Below are 18655 nucleotides of genomic sequence, written 5' to 3'. Positions count from 1 at the left end.
CCTGCGCAAACGCTGTCCATGTCCTTGACGAGTTGGTGGCAAGCCCGGAAATCTTCATTGACCGGCAAGGGGGGCTTCACACGCGCCCGCAACAAGTTCAGCCAGACGACATTGCCGCTGATCTCGCCGCGCCGGGGTCGCCGCATCCTTCGCCGCGAGCAGTTGTTTTCGGTGGTGCGCGAATCGCTCATCCGCGCGGGTGTGCTCTCCACCAGCTACGAGTTCAAGGTGCTCACGCTCGACGCCACGGGTGACACCTTCCTGGTGCTGATCGACCTCGCCCTGCCGGCACAGGCCATGCCCGACGAGTACCTGCTGGAGATCGAGCGCTGGATCCAGCAGAGCGCGAAGACGCGGCACGAAATGGACATCCGCTCGGTGTACTGGCGCCGCAAGGCCTCGCACGACCAGGTGGGCATGGCGCTGAAGGCCGCCGTGTCCGCACAGACGCGCCGCGAAACGGTGTTGATGACGCCGGGCGCGGTGCCGCCTTCTCCGTCACGTCCCATGCCGATTCCCAGCCCGACGGCGATTCCGAGACCGGAGATCACGCCGCCTTCGCGCGAGCCCGCGCAGGTGGTGGGCGACGACGAAGTGGCGGCGTTTCGCCGTGCGTTGCAAAGCGTCACCACGCCGCCCTACCGGACAGCGCCCGATGCGCCGCTGCCGGTGCCCGAGTCGCACAGCGACTTTGCGGCGCTGAGCGAAACGCAGCACGGCAAGCTCTGACGGGTGCCACCGGAGAAGCGCATCCAGGCAAAGCGCGGCGGGGGTGCGTCCTAGTGCCCGGCGAAATCCACCAGGGTGAACAGCTGCAGGCCTGAGGCGCGCAGCTTCTCCGAACCACCGAGTTCGGGCAGGTCCACGATGGCCGCGCCTTCGATGACCTCGGCGCCCAGTTTTTCCAGCAGTCGGCGCCCCGCCATCATGGTGCCACCGGTGGCAATCAGGTCATCGATCAGCACGACCCGATCGCCAGACCGCACGGCGTCGGTGTGCAGTTCCACCGTGGCACTGCCGTACTCCAGCTCATAGGTTTCTTCCACCGTGGTGAAGGGCAGCTTGCCCTTTTTGCGGATGGGCACGAAGCCCACACCCAGCTGGTAGGCCACGACCGAACCGATGATGAAGCCCCGCGCATCGAGCCCCGCCACCACGGTGGGCCGCAGCGCTGCGGCCTGGTAGCGGTGGACAAAGGTGTCGATGAGCTTGCGGAACACCGCGGGATCCTGCAGCAGGGGTGTGATGTCGCGAAACTGCACGCCCGGCGCTGGCCAGTCGGGCACGGTGCGGATGTGTTCCTTGAAATACGTGGCATGGTCCATGGGAGGTGTTTCCGTGAAGCAGGGGCCATTATGGGCGCCGCCTTCGCACCAAAAAAAACCCCGGCGCGAAGGCCGGGGCGGGAGACCATGGCGACCCTGTTCAGGCCATGGGTTTGAACTGGTAGCCGTTGCCGGTCGCTTCCATCGTGCCGAACGCGGGGAACGGGAAGTGGAAGCCACCGGCCACCGTTTTCTCCTTCACCAGCATGTCGAACACCCGCCGCCGCGTCTGCCGTGCCATTTCGGCGTCCATGTCGAACGCCACTGCCCAGTCAGGGCTGCGGGCAAACAGCGACGGCACGTTGGTCACGTCGGCCACATACATGAAAGATTGTCCTTCCGAGCGGATCGTGAACACGCTCATTCCCGGCGTGTGGCCGAATGCAGCCGACGAAGTGATGCCCGGCGCCAGCTCGGCGCCCGGTTCGAAGCGCACCAGCTGGTCCGCCGGCAGGCCACCCAGCACCCGGCGCACCGCCTGGAAGCCTCCCTGCATCGCAGGGGGTGCGGCGTTCATGCGCGCGTCGTCCATCCAGAACGCATGTTCCGGCGCGGGCACGTGCACTTTCGCGCGCGGAAACACCAGCGAACCGTCCTTGGCGCGCAGGCCGTTGATGTGGTCGCCGTGGTAGTGGCTCAGGATGACGTGGTTGATGTCCTCGGGCTTGTAGCCGGCCGCCGCAAGGTTGGCGCGCAGCCGTCCCGTGGTGGGCGGGCCGTTGTCGGCAAAACCGGTGTCGATCAGGAAGCGGTTCTCTCCGCTGACCACCAGGAAAGCCGTGAAGGGGATGTCCACGTAGTCGGTGGGCAGGCTCTGCGAGGCCAGCATGGCCTTGACCTGCTCCAGCGGCGCGTTCCGCACGAACTCCTCGCCGAGAGGACGGCGCAGTGCGCCGTCGTTCAGGGCAATGATCTCCATGGCGCCCAGCTTCATCTTCCTGAAACCGGGCGTGGGCAGGACCGGCGCACCCAGATTGGGCGTGGTCTGCGAAAAGACCGAAGAGAAGGTGAGCGCGGAAGCGCCGGCGAAACCGGCCCCGAGAAACAGTCGGCGATCCATCATGTCTGGGCTCCTGAGCGGTTGAAAACCGCCGAGCATACAGACTGATCGGTATTCAAACGAACTTAAAGTTCTGAATATCCCCTGCTGCGTGCAGGACTTGGGGCGAGCGCGTCAGCGCGACAGCAGCTTTTCTTCTGCCAGGGCAAGGGCCGGCGCCTTGCCGCTGATGACGATGGTGTCGCCGCCTTCGAGGGACACGTCATCCGTGACGGCCTGCGCCCGCCCGCTCGCGCGGCGCAGGCTCACCACCCGCACGCCCATGGCATGGAGCGCCAGCGAATCCAGCGTCTTGCCCACGTTGCGGCCCCCGGCCGGGATGGCCACCGTGTTGAGGCGCTCATGGTCGATCTCGTCCGCGCCGTCGTCGTCGGCACCGTGGAAGTAGCCGCGCAGCAGGTTGTAGCGCGCATCGCGCTGGTCCTGCACCACGCGGATCACGCGCCGCATCGGCACGCCCACCAGCGCCAGGGCATGGCTGGCCAGCATCAGGCTGGCTTCTATTGCCTCGGGCACCACTTCGGTGGCGCCTGCTGCGCGCAGTTTTTCCAGGTCGACGTCGTCCACGGTGCGCACCACCACGGGCACGTGGGCGGCCTGTTCGTGGGTGTGGCGCAGCACCTTCATGGCGCTGGCGGTGTCCAGGTAGCTCACCACCAGGGCGCTGGCGCGGTGCAGTCCGGCGGCCATCAGGGCCTGCAGGCGTGCGGCGTCGCCAAACACCACGGAATGCCCGGCGGCTGCGGCCTGGCGCACGCGGTCGGGGTCGAGGTCGAGTGCCATGTAGGGGATGCCTTCGGCCTCCAGCAGCCGGGCCAGGTTCTGTCCGCAACGGCCGTAGCCGCAGATGATCACGTGCTTGTCGGCGTTGATGGCCTTGCGCGCGATGCTGGTCATCTGCACCGACTGCATCAGCCAGTCGCTGCCCACCAGCCGGATCACGATGGCGTTGGCGTACAGGATGGCGAAGGGCGTGAGCAGCATGGAGATGACCATGCTCGCCAGGATGGGGTTGAAGAGCTGCGGCGGCACCAGGTTGTTCTTGCCCGCCAGGGTGAGCAGCACCAGACCGAATTCGCCCGCCTGCGCCAGGTACAGCCCGGTGCGCAACGCGACGCCGGTGGGCGCACCCAGGGCCCGCGTGAGGCCGGTGATCAGCAGCAGCTTGAAGCCCACCGACACCGAGAACAGCAGCAGCACCAGTGGCCAGCGGTCCAGCACGAGGCGCCAGTCCAGCATCATGCCGATGGTGATGAAGAACAGGCCGAGCAGCACGTCGTGAAACGGCCGGATGTCGGTCTCCACCTGGTGCTTGAACTCGGTTTCGGAAATCAGCATGCCGGCCACGAAGGCGCCCAGCGCCAGCGAAAGCCCGGCGTGCTCGGTGAGCCAGGCCAGCCCCAGCGTGATGAGCAGCAGGTTGAGCATGAAGAGTTCGTCGCTCTTGCGCCGCGCCACCAGCGTGAGCCACCAGCGCATCAGCTTCTGTCCGCCCGTGAGCAGCAGGCCCAGCAGCAGCACGGCCTTCAAGGTGGCCCAGGCGAGCGCCATCAGCAGGTCGTCGGGATCGGCCGCCAGCGCGGGAATCAGCACCAGCAGCGGCACCACGGCCAGATCCTGGAACAGCAGAATGCCCAGCACCCGCTTGCCATGCTCGGACTCCAGTTCCAGCCGCTCCGCCACCATCTTGATCACGATGGCGGTGCTGCTCATGGCCATCACCCCACCCAGCGCCAGTGCGGTCTGCCAGCTGATGTCCCACCAGCGGGGCAGCAACAGCGTGAGCGCCAGCGAGGCCAGGGTGGTCAGCAGGACGGTCAGCACCACCTGCGAGAAGCCCAGTCCGAACACATGGCGACGCATCGCGCGCAGCTTGGGGAGGCTGAACTCGAGTCCGATCACGAACATCAGGAACACCACGCCGAATTCGGCCAGGTAGCGCACGCCCCCGGAGTCCTGCGCCAGCGCCAAGGCGTTGGGCCCGATCAGCACGCCCACGAGCAGGTAGCCCAGCATTGGCGGCAGTCGCAGCATGCGGCACCCCACCACCCCGAGCACGGCGGCCAGGAGGTACAGGAGGGCGATGTCCAGCGAATTCATCTGGCCGCGATGTTACTTGGCGCATCCGCACTGCGCCGCAGGGCGGCGGCGATAATCGTCGGCATGTCCCTGCCGCCCACCTTCGACCCTGTCCGCGCACTGGCCCTGGGCCGGGAAACCCTCGAAATCGAAGCGCAGGCAGTGAGCGCCCTGGCGCTTCGGACCGACCAGTCTTTTGTGCATGCGGTCCAACGCATGCTCGCCGTCACGGGCCGCGTGGTGGTGATGGGCATGGGCAAGAGCGGTCACATCGGGCGCAAGATCGCCGCCACGCTGGCTTCCACCGGCACGCCTGCCCTGTTCGTTCACCCCGCCGAAGCCAGCCACGGCGACCTGGGCATGATCACCGGCGTCGATCTGGTGCTGGGCATCAGCAACAGCGGCGAGAGCGAGGAGCTCACCGCCATCCTGCCGCTCATCAAGCGCATGGGCGTGCCATTGGTGGCACTCACCGGCCGAGCCGATTCCACGCTGGGCCGCCATGCCGACGTGGTGCTCGACACCTCGGTGGAAAAGGAAGCCTGCCCGCACAACCTGGCGCCCACCGCCAGCACCACCGCGCAGCTCGCACTGGGCGACGCGCTGGCCGTGGCGCTGTTGGACGCACGTGGCTTCAAGGCCGACGATTTCGCCCGCTCGCATCCCGGCGGCTCGCTGGGACGCAAGCTGCTCACGCACGTGAGCGATGTCATGCGCAGCGGAACGGAGTCACCCCAGGTCGGCCTGGACACCAGCCTCATGGAGCTGATGCGCGAGATCAGCGCCAAGGGTCTCGGGCTGTGCGCCGTGGTCGACGCAGACGGGCGCCTGCAGGGCGTGTTCACCGACGGCGACCTGCGTCGCCTGATCGAGAAGACCGGCAACAGCGTCGACCTGCGGGCCCTGCGGGCAAAGGACGTGATGCACACCCATCCCCGCACCGTGCGCGCCGATGCACTGGCGGTGGAGGCCGCAGGCCTGATGGAGACCAGCCGCATCACCAGCGTGCTCGTGGTCGACGAGGCGGGCCGGTTGCTCGGCGCGCTCAACAGCAACGACCTCATGCGCGCCAAGGTCATATGACACCCCTGCGCCCGGTGCTCGAGTTCCCTCCGACCCTGCTGTTGCGGGCTCAGCCGGTGCGCGTCGTGTTCTTCGACGTGGACGGCGTGCTGACCGACGGGGGCCTCTACATCAGCGAAGCGGGCGAGACCCTCAAGCGCTTCCACACGCTCGACGGCCACGGCATCAAGCTGCTGCAGCGCGCCGGCATCACACCAGCGGTCATCAGTGGTCGCGATTCCGCCGCCCTGCGCCTGCGCCTGGGTGCCCTCGGCGTGCAGCACCTGCGCCTGGGCACCGAAGACAAGGCACCGGCGGGCGAGGCGATCCTGGCCGAACTGGGCCTGGACTGGAGCGCCGCCGCCGCCATGGGAGACGACTGGCCCGACCTGCCCCTGATGCGCCGCGCCGCGCTTGCCTGCGCGCCCGCCACCGCGCACGCCGAGGTGCTGGCCATCGCGCACTTCGTTCCGGCACGCGCGCCGGGCGCGGGTGCGGTGCGTGATGTCTGCGACCTGCTGCTCGTGGCCAGCGGCGCCTACGCCAGCGAGCTGGAGGCGGCTTCGCGGTGAGCACCTCCGATCCCCTGGATTTCTTCGAAGGCGTCGACACCACGGCCACCGTGCCGCGCGCGCCCCGGCGCAAGCGCAAGTGGCTCGACAGCCTGTCTATCTACCTGCCCGTGCTGCTCATGGGCCTGCTGGCGCTCGCGTCCTACTGGCTGCTGCGTGCCACACCCGTGGCGGATGTGCCCGAAGCCGAACGACCGGTCAGCACCGAACCGGACTACTTCATGCGCCGTTTTTCGGTGAAGGTGTTCGATGTCGCCGGCGTCCTCAAGACCGAGCTTCATGGCATCGAGGCACGCCACTACCCGGCCACGGACACGGTGCAGATCGACAACGGCCGCATCCGTCACATCGGGCTCAACGGCCTGCCCACCCTGGCCAGTGCGCGCCTGATCACCACCAATGGCGACAACACCGAATTCGTGCTCGAAGGCAACGCGGTGGTCGTGCGCGAAGCCGGCGTGAACGCGAACGGCGAAGCCGTGCCGAGGCTGGAGTTCCGCGGCGAGTTCCTGCACATCTACACCGCGCCCGAGCGGGTGGTGTCCGATCAGCCGGTCACGCTGTTCCGCGGCACCGACCAGCTGCAGGCCGACAACCTGGACTACGTCGGTGACGAGCGGGTGGCCAATTTCAAGGGTCGAGTCAAGGTCCGGATGGAGCCCCGATGAACGCAGGTGAATCTCCTCATGCCGCACAGCCGCTGGTGTTCATCACCGGCGCTTCCAGCGGCATCGGCCAGGCGCTGGCCGCCCGGTTCGCGCGCGCCGGCTACCGGCTGGCCCTCGTGGCCCGACGCGTTCCCGAGATGCAGACGTGGGCAGATGGCCAGGGTTTCGATGCGGTGCAGTGCCGTGTCTACGGCGCCGATGTGGCCGATACCGACAGCATCGTGGCTGCCGGCCAGGCCTGCATCGCCACACAGGGCGTGCCCGATGTGGTGATCGCCAACGCCGGCGTGAGCATCGGCATGGACACGGCCGTGAGGGAGGACATCGACGTGATGTCGCGGCTTCTCGCCACCAACAACGTGGGTCTCGCCGCCACCTTCCACCCGTTCGTCACGGGCATGTCGGCTCGCGGCAGCGGCGCGCTGGTGGGCATTGCCAGCGTGGCCGCCATTCGGGGCCTGCCCGGGCATGCCGCCTACTGTGCGAGCAAGGCGGCGGTGGTCGCCTACTGCGAAAGCCTGCGCGGCGAGTTGCGCGGCAGCGGCGTCGCGGTGGTGACCTTGCTGCCAGGGTATGTGGACACGCCGCTCACTCAGCAGAACCGCTACTCGATGCCCTTCCTGCTCAGCGCGGAAGCCTTTGCGGATCGCGCGTTCGCCGCCATCGAGGCGCGCACGAGCTACCGCGTGATTCCCTGGCAGATGGGGGTGGTGGCCAAGCTGCTGCGCCTGCTGCCCAACGCACTCTTCGATCGCCTGCTGGCAGGGCGTCCGCGCAAGCACCGACAGACAGGGGCATGAAAAAAGCCCTGTGGCAGGGCCACAGGGCTTTGTCTGTCTGCTGTGGAACCCGCGCAGGGCGCGGGCTCAGGCCGACGGGTGTGGGCGATCAGTAACCGCCGCGGCCACCACCACCGCCACCACCTTCACGACGGCCACCGCCGCCGTAGGGGCTGCGGAAACCGCCTTCGCCGCCGCCGCCACCACCGAAGCCGCCGCCACCGCTGCGGCCGCCACCGCCGCCGAAGCCGCCGCCACCGCTGCGCGGGGGACGGGCTTCCATCGGACGGGCTTCGTTCACCACGAGGCTGCGGCCGCCCAGGGACTGGCCGTTCATGCCTTCAATGGCGGACTGAGCTTCGGCATCGCTGCCCATTTCCACGAAACCAAAGCCCTTGGAGCGGCCGGTATCGCGTTCCATCATGACCTTGGCGCTGTTGACAGAGCCATAGGCGCTGAAAGCTTGCTGGAGGTCTTCGTCGCGCACGGTGTAGGGCAGATTGCCCACGTACAGTTTGTTGCCCATGGATGGGACTCCTAATAACACTGATGAAAATAGCGATGGAGCCCCGTTAGCACACAAAAACCTGTAGCACGCGAAACCGACCGATCACTTGTCAAAGCGAGTGTTTCGGGCACTCGCCAGACAATTATGCGCTGAATGCGGCGGAAACAGTAACTATTTTTCAGGATGTGCAAACGCACCAGGGCGTCGATGCGTGCTTACAACATGGCCCCAAACTGGTGCTGACGCCCGGGAGGTGCCGCTTGAACTTATACTCCGCCCTCAGCGCCGATTTGATCCGAATTGCGGGCGCTTTAGAAATGCCGCTAAAGGGGAGATTCCCGGTCTCGCTCTTGGCGGCACCGGGATTTTTATTGGGCGCTCGCGCCCGGTCTGGACGCTGCCTTGATCGCCACACCCCAAACGTTCCGATTCACCGAACCGCTGAAGCTGCGCAGCGGTGCCATGCTGCCGGCCTACGAGCTGGTGGTCGAGACCTACGGCACGCTCAACGCCGACCGGTCCAACGCCGTGCTGATCTGCCACGCGCTCAATGCCTCGCACCATGTGGCCGGCTGGCATGCCGGTCCTGATGGCCAGCCGCTGGCGCGCAGCGAGGGCTGGTGGAACAACATGATCGGCCCGGGCAAGCCTGTCGACACCGATCGCTGGTTTGTCATCGGCGTCAACAACCTGGGCTCGTGCTTCGGTTCCACCGGCCCCACCCACACCAATCCCGCCACGGGCTCGCCATGGGGCGCGGACTTTCCGGTGGTGACCGTGGAAGACTGGGTCGATGCCCAGGCGCGGCTGCTGGACACCATGGGCATCGAGACGCTTGCGGCCGTGATGGGGGGCAGTCTGGGCGGCATGCAGACGCTCTCCTGGACGCTGCAGTACCCGGAGCGGGTGCGCCACGCGGTGGTGGTGGCCAGCGCGCCCAACCTGACGGCAGAGAACATCGCCTTCAACGAGGTGGCGCGTCGGGCCATCGTGACCGACCCGGACTTCCACGACGGCCACTACCTCCGCCACGAGACGCTGCCCAGACGAGGCCTGCGCATCGCCCGCATGATCGGCCACATCACGTACCTGAGCGACGACGTGATGAACGAGAAGTTCGGGCGGAACCTGGCCCCCACGCTCCCCGCAGCGCGTGGTTTGCTGCCTCCCGAGGGGGCTGATCCGGCTTGGGGCGGCCCGGCGCCGGATCGCGCTGCTCTCCTCGACGCCTACCGATACAGCACGCAGGACGTCGAGTTCCAGATCGAGAGCTACCTGCGTTACCAGGGCGACAAGTTCAGCGAATACTTCGACGCCAACACCTACCTGCTGATCACGCGCGCGCTGGACTATTTCGACCCCGCGCGCGACTTCGATGGCAACCTCACCGCTGCCCTGGCTCGTGCGCAGGCCCGGTTCTTCCTGGTCAGTTTCACCACCGACTGGCGCTTCTCGCCGGCGCGCAGCCGCGAGATCGTCAAGGCCCTGCTCGACAACCGCCGTGAGGTGAGCTATGCCGAGATCGACGCGCCGCACGGGCACGACGCCTTCCTGCTCGACGATCCGCGGTACCTCGGCGCCGTGCGTGCCTACTTCGACCAGGCAGTGGCCGGCACGCTGAAGGGAGTGGCCGCATGAGCGAGCTGACCATCCTCAACTCCATCGCGCGCCTGGTGCCGCCGGGCTCGCGCGTGCTCGACCTGGGTTGCGGCGATGGCGCGCTGCTCGCGTTGCTGCAGTCCACGCGCGCCTGCACCGGCTATGGCGTGGAGATCGACGATGCCAAGGTGCTGGCCTGCATGCGGCGCGGCGTGAATGTGCTGCAGCTCAACCTGGAAGACGGCCTCACCATGTTCGGTGACGACGCCTTCGATGTGGTGCTGCAGATCGACACGCTGCAGCACCTGCGTAACGCCGAGACCATGCTGCGCGAGACCGCGCGCGTGGGGCGCCTGGGCGTGGTGGCCTTCCCCAACTTCGCGCACTGGGCCAACCGCCTGCACGTGCTGCGCGGACGCATGCCGGTGACCAAGCGGCTGCCTTATGAGTGGTACGACACGCCCAACATCCGGGTGGGCACGCATGCCGACTTCGAGGTGCTGGCCAGACGCAACGGCCTCACCATCGAGGACAGCTTCGGCCTGCACGAAGGCCGGGAGATCCGCACCTGGCCCAACCTGCTGGCCAGCACCGCCGTGTTCCGCTTCTCAAGCTGATCGCGCGGCTTCGCGCGCCGCATCGGCCGCGAAGTCGCCCTCGGCCACGGCGTCGGCGGTGGGCATGCCCGGATAGATGTGCCGGAAGCTCTCGCACAGCTCGGCCAGCGGCAGGTCGTCGAAGGCCCCGCGTTCGTTCACGTACTCCATGTGCTGGCGGCCCTCGCGGTCGAACGGGTGGTAGAGCGAATCGTGTGAGCCGTCGAACTCCAGCGGCAGCAGACCGAACTTCTCGCACAGCTCGATGTTGAAGGCGGGCGTCGCCTTGCGCCAGGCGCCGTCGAGCCAGATCGATGTGTAGCCATGCCAGACGAACACATCGGTGCCCATGGTGTTGCGCAGGCGCTCAGTGGAGAGGTGGTTGCGCACGTCGGCGAAACCCAGCCGCGCCGGGATTCCGTCGGCCCGGCAGACCGCGGCCATCAGCACCGCCTTGGGCACGCACCAGCCGTGTCCGAGCGCCAGGGCCTGGCTGGCCGACATGCCCTGCGGCGAGAGATCGATGCGATAGGGGTCGTAGCGCACGCGGTCCCGGACCGCCAGGTACAGCGAGGCAGCGCGCTCGCGTGGCGTGCCGCCCTGCGCGTGCTCACGGGCAAACGCCTGGACCGCCGCGTGGTCGTGGTCGACGAAAGGGGTGGCGGCCAGGTGTTGCGGGCCGGGCAGGGCGGAGTCGGTCATGCGCACAACTTAACAGAGCCGGCCACAACAAAAGTCGCCTGGATGACCTTGTCCCCGCTCGCGCATTGAAGGTGTGTACTTTGGTACTGGCGCGTGCGCGCCCGGCGGCCGATTGGCAAAGATTTGTCTGGTTTTTTCGGACTTCAGCCCTGCGCTGCCTGGCCGATATTCCAAGGACCAACCCGAATACCGAGGACCGATTCCATGGACATGCACCGCGAAGCCCACCCCAATGCCCGCCAGGACAGCGCCCGCGCTGCCGCCGCCTTGAAGGCCAGTGCCGAATTCCTGACCTTCCGCCTCGGCGGCGAGGAATACGGCATCGACATCCTTCGCGTGCAGGAAATCCGTTCTTATGAAGAGCCCACGCGCATTGCCAACGCGCCTTCGTTCATCAAGGGTGTGGTGAACCTGCGCGGCGTGATCGTGCCGGTCGTGGACCTGCGCATCAAGCTCGGTTGCGACAAGGTGGAATACAACGGCTTCACCGTGGTCATCGTGCTCAACGTGCGTGGTCGTGTGGTGGGTGCGGTGGTGGACTCGGTCTCGGACGTGCTCGAACTGGCGGGCGAACTCATCAAGCCCGCACCCGACATGAACACCAACGTGGACACCAGCTTCATCACCGGCATTGCCAGCGTGGGCGAACGCATGCTGATCCTCATGGACATCGAGGCGCTCATGTCGAGCCAGGACATGGGGCTGATGGACGCCACGCAAGTGCTGCAGTGAGATCGCGACCCTTCACCGGAGACCTGTACCGATGACCACACCCTCTCTTTCCACCGCATCCGTCGCACGCCGGGTCTCCCTGTTGTCCGTGGCCATGCTTGCGGGCGTGCTGGTGCTCATCAGCGGCGTGATGGCCGTCGTGGCCGAAAGCCGTTCGCGCGATCGCCTGGTCGAATGGGCCGGCGACAAGGCCGCTTCGGTGGCCAATTCCGTCGACGCTTTCGACGCCACCGCGCGCATGATGACCGACCGGGCGTACCGCCCGTTCCGCCAGAAGTTCGCAGAAAAATTCGAGCTCGACGCCACCTCCGGCATGCTCAAGAGCTGGGGCATGCTGCTCAATGGCGACTTTTCGGAGGTGGACACGTTCAACCGCACCAACGGCGGTGTGGCCACCATCTTCATGCGCAAGGGCGATGACTTCGAGCGCGTGAGCACGTCGCTGAAAAAGGAAAACGGCGAGCGCGCCATGGGCACCCTGCTCGCGCGCAACCACCCCGCCTACCCGCTCATGCTGGATGGCAAGGCCTACACCGGTCGCGCGGTGCTGTTCGGCAAGCCCTACATGACGCACTACGAAGCACTGCGCGACGAAGCGGGCAAGGTGGTCGGCATCCTTTTCATCGGCTTTGACATCGCCGACTTCCAGGCGTCGCTGGACAAGCTGGTGGGTGAGGCCCGATTCTTCGAGAGCGGCGGCACGTACATCATCGATCCCCGCTCGAGCAATGCCGATGCGGTCTTTGTCTCGCACCCCAGCGCTGCAGGCAAGAAGGTACTCGAGGTCAACCCGGGCGCCGATGCCATGCTGACCGCCCTGCGCGAGTCTCCCCAGGTCTTCGTGCGCGAGGCCGCACCGCTGTTCAATGCCGAGATCCGCGACCCCTGGGTCAGCAAGCGCGAGTCCTCAGCGGGCGGCTGGTGGATCGTGGCCGAGGTGTCCGACACGGAAGCCATGGCTTCCCACTGGAGCAGCATGTACGCGCTGTGGGCCATGCTGGTGCTGACCACCATCCTGCTGGGTGGCGGCCTCTACCTGCTGGTGCGCCGCAACGTGAGCCAGCCGCTGGGTGAACTCACGCAGGCCGTGACCACGGTGGCGCAAGGTGACCTGAGCCATGCCTTCACGAGCCAGCGCCAGGACGAGATCGGTCGCCTGGTGCGCGAGGTGGAAAGCATGCGCATGCGCTTCCTGGGCATGATGCGCGACCTTCGCAGCGCGACCGAAAGCATCAACACGGCGTCGGTGGAGATTGCCTCGGGCAACCAGGACCTGAGCGCCCGCACCGAGCAGGCTGCCAGCAGCCTGGAGGAGACCGCAGCGAGCATGGAAGAGCTCACCAGCACGGTGCGCCAGAGCGCCGATGCGGCACGCCAGGCCAACCAGCTCGCCGCCAGCGCGGCCGAGATCGCCGTGCGCGGGGGCCAGGTGGTGGGCCAGGTGGTCACCACCATGGACGAGATCAACCACAGCAGCAAGAAGATCAGCGACATCATCGGCGTGATCGACGGCATCGCGTTCCAGACCAACATCCTTGCGCTGAACGCGGCGGTGGAAGCTGCCCGCGCGGGCGAGCAGGGCCGGGGCTTTGCGGTGGTGGCGGGTGAAGTGCGCAACCTGGCGCAACGCAGCGCGCAGGCGGCCAAGGAGATCAAGGGCCTGATCGGGGCGAGCGTGGACAAGGTGGAAACCGGTTCAAGGCTGGTGGCCGATGCTGGCCAGACCATGAGCGAGATCGTGGGCTCGGTGCAGCGCGTCTCCGACATCATTGGCGAGATCACGGCGGCTGCGGGCGAGCAGAGCGATGGCATCGGCCAGGTCAACGTGGCGGTCACGCAGCTGGACCAGATGACGCAGCAGAACGCCGCGCTGGTCGAGCAGAGCGCGGCCGCGGCCGAGAGCCTGAAAGACCAGGCCGCCCGGCTCGACCAGATCGTGCGCGTGTTCCGCACCGGCGATGCGACCACGGCGGTGGCCGCGCCGGTCGTTCGTGCGACGCCAGCACCTGCACCAGCTCCCGCCGGCGCGCCACGCGCTGCCGTGTCCAGGCCTGCCGAGCGCAAGCCTTCTGCCCCGGCGCCTCAGCGCGCCGCGGAGCCGCCCAGCCGCCCCGAAGCCGCCAAGGCGCCCGCCAGCGCCGAAGGCGACTGGGAAAGTTTCTGAATTTTTTTGACGGACATCCGTTCTCTGGAGATCACTCGTGCGCATTCAACAACTGAAAATGGGCCAGCGGCTGGCATTGGGATTTGCCAGCGTGCTCGCGCTGCTGCTGATCGTGACGGCTCTCGCCTGGAACGGGCTCAACAAGGCTCAGGCCGCCACGGAACGCGTGGTGGAGCTGGAGAGCCGCGCGGCGGCCACCGCCGAATGGGCGGCCAGCACGCGCCTGAACATCAACCGCGTGCTGGCGGTGGCGAAGTCCCGTGCCGACCCGGAGGTGGACGCGTACTTCAAGCCCATGATCGCGGACACCACCAAACGCATCAACGAACTGCAGAAGACGCTGGAGTCCGAGATCAGCAGCGCCGAAGGCAAGGCGCTGCTGGCCAGGATTTCCGAACTTCGCACGGCCTACATCGATGTGCGCAAGACCTACTTCGACACCCTCAAGGCCGGTGACCTGCAGGCCGCCAACCGCCAGTTGACCGACGGCTTGATGCCCGCGGCCGATCGCTACGGCAGTGCGCAAAGCGAGCTGCTGGCTTTCCAGCTGGGCCTGGTCGACAAGGCGGTGGACACATCGCGCGCCACCATGCGCACGGTGGAATGGGCGCTGGGGCTGCTCGCGGCGGTTGCCGTGCTGGTGGCCACGCTGGTGGCCTGGCGCATCACGCGCTCGGTGACGGTGCCGCTGAATGAAGCCGTGGCGATTGCCACGTCCGTGGCCGCCGGCGATCTCACGCGCAACGTGCAGACCGACCGCCAGGACGAACTCGGCGACCTGCTCAATGCGCTGGGCGCGATGAAGACCTCGCTGATCCGCACCGTGGGCCAGGTGCGCAGCGCGACCGACAGCATCAACACGGCGTCGGTGGAGATTGCCTCGGGCAACCAGGACCTGAGCGCGCGCACCGAGCAGGCGGCCAGCAGCCTGGAAGAGACGGCAGCCAGCATGGAAGAGCTCACCAGCACGGTGCGCCAGAGCGCCGATGCGGCGCGCCAGGCCAACCAGCTCGCCGCCAGCGCGGCCGAGATCGCCGTGCGCGGGGGCCAGGTGGTGGGCCAGGTGGTCACCACCATGGACGAGATCAACCACAGCAGCAAGAAGATCAGCGACATCATCGGCGTGATCGACGGCATCGCGTTCCAGACCAACATCCTTGCGCTGAACGCGGCGGTGGAAGCTGCCCGCGCGGGCGAGCAGGGCCGGGGCTTTGCGGTGGTGGCGGGTGAAGTGCGCAACCTGGCGCAACGCAGCGCGCAGGCGGCCAAGGAGATCAAGGGCCTGATCGGGGCGAGCGTGGACAAGGTGGAAACCGGTTCAAGGCTGGTGGCCGATGCTGGCCAGACCATGAGCGAGATCGTGGGCTCGGTGCAGCGCGTCTCCGACATCATTGGCGAGATCACGGCGGCTGCGGGCGAGCAGAGCGATGGCATCGGCCAGGTCAACGTGGCGGTCACGCAGCTGGACCAGATGACGCAGCAGAACGCCGCGCTGGTCGAGCAGAGCGCGGCCGCGGCCGAGAGCCTGAAAGACCAGGCCGCCCGGCTGGGTCAGGTGGTCCAGGTGTTCCGTCTGTAACCGGCGCCACTTTTCGAACCCGACAACGAGTCCTGGACCATGCAAGACCTGATGCGTCAGTTTTCCATCCGTACCCGCATGATGGGCGCCATCGGCGTCGTGCTGATGCTGCTCCTGCTGGTGGGCGGCGCGGGGCTCTGGGGCATGGGCCGCCTGCATGCCCTGAGCAGCGAATTCATGAACCATGCGTTCAAGGAAACCGTGACCCTCTCGCAGCTCCAGGAGTCGCTGGGCGACCTCGGGCGCTATGAGAAGGACATGATCATTGGCTACGAAAAGCCTGAAGCCGTGGCCAAGGCCAAGGCAGAGTGGCTGAGGGCACGCGACAGCGCCCTGCAGCAGATCGACCAGATGCTGGTGGGTGAAGAGGACGAGGACAACGCGCTGGTGCGCGAGATGAAGGGCCAGTTGACGAACTACGTGGCCTTCGTGGAGCCGGTGAGCGCGCAACTCGCCAGCGGCGGATACGACACGGCCACCGTCGCCAACCGCGTGCTGGGCCGTGCGCACGAACAGTACGACGGATTGATCCAGAACCTGGCGAAGGTGGAGGCGGTGCTGATCGCCGAGGCCGCCCATCTCGAGCAGGAAGGCGCCACCACCCGCACACAGACCCTGACGCTCTTCGGCATTGCCGTGGCGCTGGCCGCCCTGGTGGTGGTGCCCAGCACCTTGCTGAACATGCAGAGCATCTGCCGCCCGGTGGAAGACGCCCAGCGACTGGCCGGAGCCATCGCGAGCGGCGATCTCACGCAGGCGGTGAAAGGGCAAGGGCGGGATGAACTGGCCACCCTCATGAAGGCGCTGGGCGAGATGCAGACCTCGCTGGCGCACATCGTGGGCCAGGTCCGCAGTTCCACCGACAGCATCGGTACCGCCAGTTCGCAGATCGCCAGCGGCAACCAGGACCTCTCGAGCCGCACCGAGCAGGCGGCCAGCAACCTGCAGCAGACGGCCGCCAGCATGGAAGAACTCACGAGCACGGTGCGCCAGAGCGCCGATGCGGCGCGTCAGGCCACGCAGATGGCGGCGGCGAACGCCGAAGTGGCGGCGCGCGGCGGACAGGTGGTGGGCCAGGTGGTGACCACCATGGAAGAGATCAACCAGAGCAGCCAGAAGATCGGCGACATCATCGGCGTGATCGACGGCATCGCGTTCCAGACCAACATCCTCGCGCTCAATGCGGCCGTGGAAGCCGCGCGCGCCGGCGAACAGGGGCGCGGCTTTGCGGTGGTGGCGGCCGAGGTGCGCAGCCTGGCGCAGCGCAGCGCGCAGGCGGCCAAGGAAATCAAGAGCCTGATCGAGGTCAGCGTGGGCAAGGTGGAGAACGGCACCCGCCTGGTGGCGCAGGCCGGCAGCACCATTGGCGAGATCGTGGCCAATGCGGAGAAGGTGTCGGCCTTCATCGGCGACATCACCACGGCGGCCACCGAGCAGTCGCAAGGGATTGGCCAGGTCAACACGGCCGTGAACCAGCTTGACCAGATGACGCAGCAGAACGCGGCCCTGGTGGAAGAGAGTGCGGCTGCGGCCGACAGCCTGCGTGACCAGGCCAGCCGGCTGGCCGAGGTGGTCCGGGTCTTCCGCCTGGCTTGACGCCGGCACCGCACGGCGTCCCCAAAGTGGGCGCGGCTGCCTATACTTGTTTCCCTGGCCACCGCGGCGGGTGAAATGTCTCCCGCGGGTGGCGGCCCCCCACGCCCCCCCGGAGACCACCGCCATGAATGCCCGCCTGCCCCGAACCGCGCTCGACCCGGCCGCCTTGCAGGCCCACGTGGAGGCCAGCTGGTCCAGCACCATCGTCCCCGAGCTGGTGCGCTACATCGAAGTGCCCGCCAAGTCGCCTGCGTTCGACACCGACTGGGCCAGCCATGGCCTGCTCGACCGCGTGCTGCACAGCGCTGCAGACTGGGTGCGCGCCCAGCAGGTCGAGGGCCTCTCGCTGGAGATCGTCCAGCTCGACGACGCGCACGGCAAGCCGCGCACCCCGGTGCTGTTCTTCGAGGTGCCCGCCAGTGCCGGGCGCGATGGCACGCCGGCGCCTGCATCCGGCCAGACCGTGCTGATGTACGGCCACCTCGACAAGCAACCGGAATTCACCGGCTGGCGCAGCGACCTCGGGCCCTGGACGCCGAAAATCGACGACGGCAAGCTGTACGGCCGCGGCGGCGCCGATGACGGGTACGCCGTGTACGCCAGCATTGCCGCGTTGCAGGCGCTCAAGGCCCAGGGCGTGGCGCACCCGCGCATCGTCGGCCTGATCGAGACCTGCGAGGAAAGCGGCTCGGGCGACCTGTTGCCTTATGTCGACGCACTGCGCACGCGCCTGGGCGACGTCGGTCTCGTGATCTGCCTGGACAGCGGCGCGGGCAACTACGACCAGTTGTGGCTCACCACCAGCCTGCGCGGCATGGCCAGCGGTGTGCTCAAGGTCGAGATCCTCACCGAGGGCATTCATTCGGGCGACGCCTCGGGCCTGGTGCCGTCGAGCTTTCGCATCATGCGCCAGGTGCTGGACCGCCTCGAGGACAGCGCCACGGGCCGGTTGCTGCCGGCCAGCTTCCATTGCGAGGTGCCCGCCGAACGCGTGACGCAGGCGAAAGCGACCGCGGCGATCCTGGGCGAAGAGCTCTACAAGCGATTTCCGTGGGCGCACTACGACTGCGGCGGCGCCACCGTGTTCGCCTTGCCCACCACCACCGACCCGGTCGAAGCGCTCCTCAACCGCACCTGGCGGCCCACGCTGTCGGTTACCGGGGCCGAAGGTTTTCCGGAGTTGCGCAACGCTGGCAACGTGCTGCGTCCCTACACCGCGTTCAAGCTCAGCCTGCGCCTGCCGCCACTGGTGGACGCCCCGGCGGCGGTGCAGGAGCTCAAGGCCCTGCTGGAGGACAACGCACCCTACCAGGCCCGCGTGACCTTCGAGGGCGAGGGCGCGGCCAGCGGCTGGAACGCGCCGAGCACCGCGCCCTGGTTCGAGGAGGCCTTGCAGTCCGCGTCGCAGGCTCACTTCGGTGCGGGTTGCGGCACCATCGGCCAGGGCGGCACCATCCCGCTCATGAACATGCTCAGCAAGGGCTTCCCCAAGGCCCAGATGATGGTCTGCGGTGTGCTCGGCCCCAGGAGCAACGCGCACGGCCCCAATGAGTTCCTGCACCTGGAGTACGCACGCCGCCTCACGGCCACGGTGGCGCAGGTGATGGCCCGCATGCCCTGAACCAGCGGGCAAC

Annotated in this window: 17 protein-coding genes; 12 read left to right on the top strand and 5 right to left on the bottom strand. The window is 67.3% G+C overall.

Annotated elements, in window-relative coordinates:
* Positions 1 to 18: 18 nt before the first annotated feature.
* On the top strand, positions 19 to 729 hold the full coding sequence (locus ACTIEY_RS18405; RefSeq protein ID WP_439520600.1) for a hypothetical protein: 711 nt from the start codon (positions 19 to 21) through the stop codon (positions 727 to 729).
* 50 nt (positions 730 to 779) lie between these two features.
* Here ACTIEY_RS18405 and ACTIEY_RS18400 read toward each other — a convergent pair whose 3' ends face one another.
* From ACTIEY_RS18400 to ACTIEY_RS18390, 3 genes are all read right to left on the bottom strand, one after another.
* A complete protein-coding gene (locus ACTIEY_RS18400; protein ID WP_439520599.1) occupies positions 780 to 1325 on the bottom strand; it encodes an adenine phosphoribosyltransferase in 546 nt (181 codons plus the stop codon).
* Positions 1326 to 1425: 100 nt separating this feature from the next.
* On the bottom strand, positions 1426 to 2388 hold the full coding sequence (locus ACTIEY_RS18395; RefSeq protein WP_439520598.1) for an MBL fold metallo-hydrolase: 963 nt from the start codon (positions 2386 to 2388) through the stop codon (positions 1426 to 1428).
* 111 nt (positions 2389 to 2499) lie between these two features.
* The gene (locus ACTIEY_RS18390; protein ID WP_439520597.1) at positions 2500 to 4485 is read right to left on the bottom strand and encodes a cation:proton antiporter; all 1986 of its coding nucleotides are present in this window, start codon (positions 4483 to 4485) and stop codon (positions 2500 to 2502) included.
* A 63-nt stretch (positions 4486 to 4548) separates the two neighbouring features.
* Between ACTIEY_RS18390 and ACTIEY_RS18385 the strand changes: the two genes are divergently transcribed.
* Genes ACTIEY_RS18385 through ACTIEY_RS18370 form a run of 4 tightly spaced genes read left to right on the top strand, consistent with a single transcriptional unit; the run spans position 4549 to position 7566 of the window.
* The gene (locus ACTIEY_RS18385) at positions 4549 to 5547 is read left to right on the top strand and encodes a KpsF/GutQ family sugar-phosphate isomerase (protein WP_439520596.1); all 999 of its coding nucleotides are present in this window, start codon (positions 4549 to 4551) and stop codon (positions 5545 to 5547) included.
* On the top strand, positions 5544 to 6098 hold the full coding sequence (locus tag ACTIEY_RS18380; protein WP_439520595.1) for a KdsC family phosphatase: 555 nt from the start codon (positions 5544 to 5546) through the stop codon (positions 6096 to 6098). The genes ACTIEY_RS18385 and ACTIEY_RS18380 overlap by 4 nt, the downstream gene beginning before the upstream one ends.
* Positions 6095 to 6766, top strand: a complete 672-nt coding sequence (lptC, locus tag ACTIEY_RS18375; protein WP_439520594.1) for an LPS export ABC transporter periplasmic protein LptC — start codon at positions 6095 to 6097, stop codon at positions 6764 to 6766. Before ACTIEY_RS18380 ends, lptC begins: the two co-directional genes overlap by 4 nt.
* Positions 6763 to 7566 carry an SDR family oxidoreductase gene (locus tag ACTIEY_RS18370; RefSeq protein WP_439520593.1) on the top strand — a complete coding sequence of 268 codons (804 nt, stop codon included), beginning with the start codon at positions 6763 to 6765 and terminating at the stop codon, positions 7564 to 7566. Before lptC ends, ACTIEY_RS18370 begins: the two co-directional genes overlap by 4 nt.
* Positions 7567 to 7654: 88 nt before the next feature.
* Here ACTIEY_RS18370 and ACTIEY_RS18365 read toward each other — a convergent pair whose 3' ends face one another.
* A complete protein-coding gene (locus tag ACTIEY_RS18365; RefSeq protein WP_439520592.1) occupies positions 7655 to 8071 on the bottom strand; it encodes an RNA recognition motif domain-containing protein in 417 nt (138 codons plus the stop codon).
* Positions 8072 to 8455: 384 nt separating this feature from the next.
* Here ACTIEY_RS18365 and metX point away from each other — a divergent pair, with 384 nt between their 5' ends.
* Both metX and metW read left to right on the top strand, forming a co-directional pair.
* On the top strand, positions 8456 to 9691 hold the full coding sequence (gene metX, locus ACTIEY_RS18360; RefSeq protein ID WP_439520591.1) for a homoserine O-acetyltransferase MetX: 1236 nt from the start codon (positions 8456 to 8458) through the stop codon (positions 9689 to 9691).
* Positions 9688 to 10269, top strand: a complete 582-nt coding sequence (gene metW / locus ACTIEY_RS18355; protein WP_439520590.1) for a methionine biosynthesis protein MetW — start codon at positions 9688 to 9690, stop codon at positions 10267 to 10269. The genes metX and metW overlap by 4 nt, the downstream gene beginning before the upstream one ends.
* Here the strand turns inward: metW and ACTIEY_RS18350 are convergent.
* A complete protein-coding gene (locus ACTIEY_RS18350) occupies positions 10261 to 10950 on the bottom strand; it encodes a transglutaminase-like domain-containing protein (RefSeq protein WP_439520589.1) in 690 nt (229 codons plus the stop codon). The two genes, metW and ACTIEY_RS18350, sit on opposite strands and share 9 nt — an antisense overlap.
* Before the next feature lie 204 nt (positions 10951 to 11154).
* Between ACTIEY_RS18350 and ACTIEY_RS18345 the strand changes: the two genes are divergently transcribed.
* The 5 genes from ACTIEY_RS18345 to ACTIEY_RS18325 all read left to right on the top strand — a co-directional run bounded on the left by ACTIEY_RS18345 (position 11155) and on the right by ACTIEY_RS18325 (position 18642).
* Positions 11155 to 11682, top strand: coding sequence for a chemotaxis protein CheW (locus ACTIEY_RS18345; RefSeq protein WP_439520588.1), 528 nt, complete (start codon positions 11155 to 11157; stop codon positions 11680 to 11682).
* A 31-nt stretch (positions 11683 to 11713) separates the two neighbouring features.
* A complete protein-coding gene (locus tag ACTIEY_RS18340; RefSeq protein ID WP_439520587.1) occupies positions 11714 to 13846 on the top strand; it encodes a methyl-accepting chemotaxis protein in 2133 nt (710 codons plus the stop codon).
* A 37-nt stretch (positions 13847 to 13883) separates the two neighbouring features.
* Positions 13884 to 15425 (top strand): methyl-accepting chemotaxis protein, encoded by a 1542-nt coding sequence (locus ACTIEY_RS18335; RefSeq protein ID WP_439520586.1) that lies wholly within the window; start codon positions 13884 to 13886, stop codon positions 15423 to 15425.
* 39 nt (positions 15426 to 15464) lie between these two features.
* Positions 15465 to 17021, top strand: coding sequence for a methyl-accepting chemotaxis protein (locus ACTIEY_RS18330; RefSeq protein ID WP_439520585.1), 1557 nt, complete (start codon positions 15465 to 15467; stop codon positions 17019 to 17021).
* Positions 17022 to 17145: 124 nt separating this feature from the next.
* On the top strand, positions 17146 to 18642 hold the full coding sequence (locus tag ACTIEY_RS18325; protein ID WP_439520584.1) for a M20 family metallopeptidase: 1497 nt from the start codon (positions 17146 to 17148) through the stop codon (positions 18640 to 18642).
* Positions 18643 to 18655: the final 13 nt, after the last annotated feature.

Source organism: Hydrogenophaga sp. (assembly GCF_051858985.1).
GTDB lineage: Bacteria > Pseudomonadota > Gammaproteobacteria > Burkholderiales > Burkholderiaceae_C > Hydrogenophaga.
The sequence above is the reverse complement of the archived record's forward strand: the minus strand, read 5'-3'. Positions and strand labels throughout refer to the sequence as shown.

Coding starts and splice junctions, on each gene's coding strand:
- ACTIEY_RS18405 (WP_439520600.1), top strand. CDS start 19: ATGTCCTTGACGAGTTGGTGGCAAGCCCGGAAATCTTCATTGACCGGC.
- ACTIEY_RS18400 (WP_439520599.1), bottom strand. CDS start 1,325: ATGGACCATGCCACGTATTTCAAGGAACACATCCGCACCGTGCCCGAC.
- ACTIEY_RS18395 (WP_439520598.1), bottom strand. CDS start 2,388: ATGATGGATCGCCGACTGTTTCTCGGGGCCGGTTTCGCCGGCGCTTCC.
- ACTIEY_RS18390 (WP_439520597.1), bottom strand. CDS start 4,485: ATGAATTCGCTGGACATCGCCCTCCTGTACCTCCTGGCCGCCGTGCTC.
- ACTIEY_RS18385 (WP_439520596.1), top strand. CDS start 4,549: ATGTCCCTGCCGCCCACCTTCGACCCTGTCCGCGCACTGGCCCTGGGC.
- ACTIEY_RS18380 (WP_439520595.1), top strand. CDS start 5,544: ATGACACCCCTGCGCCCGGTGCTCGAGTTCCCTCCGACCCTGCTGTTG.
- ACTIEY_RS18370 (WP_439520593.1), top strand. CDS start 6,763: ATGAACGCAGGTGAATCTCCTCATGCCGCACAGCCGCTGGTGTTCATC.
- ACTIEY_RS18365 (WP_439520592.1), bottom strand. CDS start 8,071: ATGGGCAACAAACTGTACGTGGGCAATCTGCCCTACACCGTGCGCGAC.
- metW (WP_439520590.1), top strand. CDS start 9,688: ATGAGCGAGCTGACCATCCTCAACTCCATCGCGCGCCTGGTGCCGCCG.
- ACTIEY_RS18350 (WP_439520589.1), bottom strand. CDS start 10,950: ATGACCGACTCCGCCCTGCCCGGCCCGCAACACCTGGCCGCCACCCCT.
- ACTIEY_RS18345 (WP_439520588.1), top strand. CDS start 11,155: ATGGACATGCACCGCGAAGCCCACCCCAATGCCCGCCAGGACAGCGCC.
- ACTIEY_RS18340 (WP_439520587.1), top strand. CDS start 11,714: ATGACCACACCCTCTCTTTCCACCGCATCCGTCGCACGCCGGGTCTCC.
- ACTIEY_RS18330 (WP_439520585.1), top strand. CDS start 15,465: ATGCAAGACCTGATGCGTCAGTTTTCCATCCGTACCCGCATGATGGGC.
- ACTIEY_RS18325 (WP_439520584.1), top strand. CDS start 17,146: ATGAATGCCCGCCTGCCCCGAACCGCGCTCGACCCGGCCGCCTTGCAG.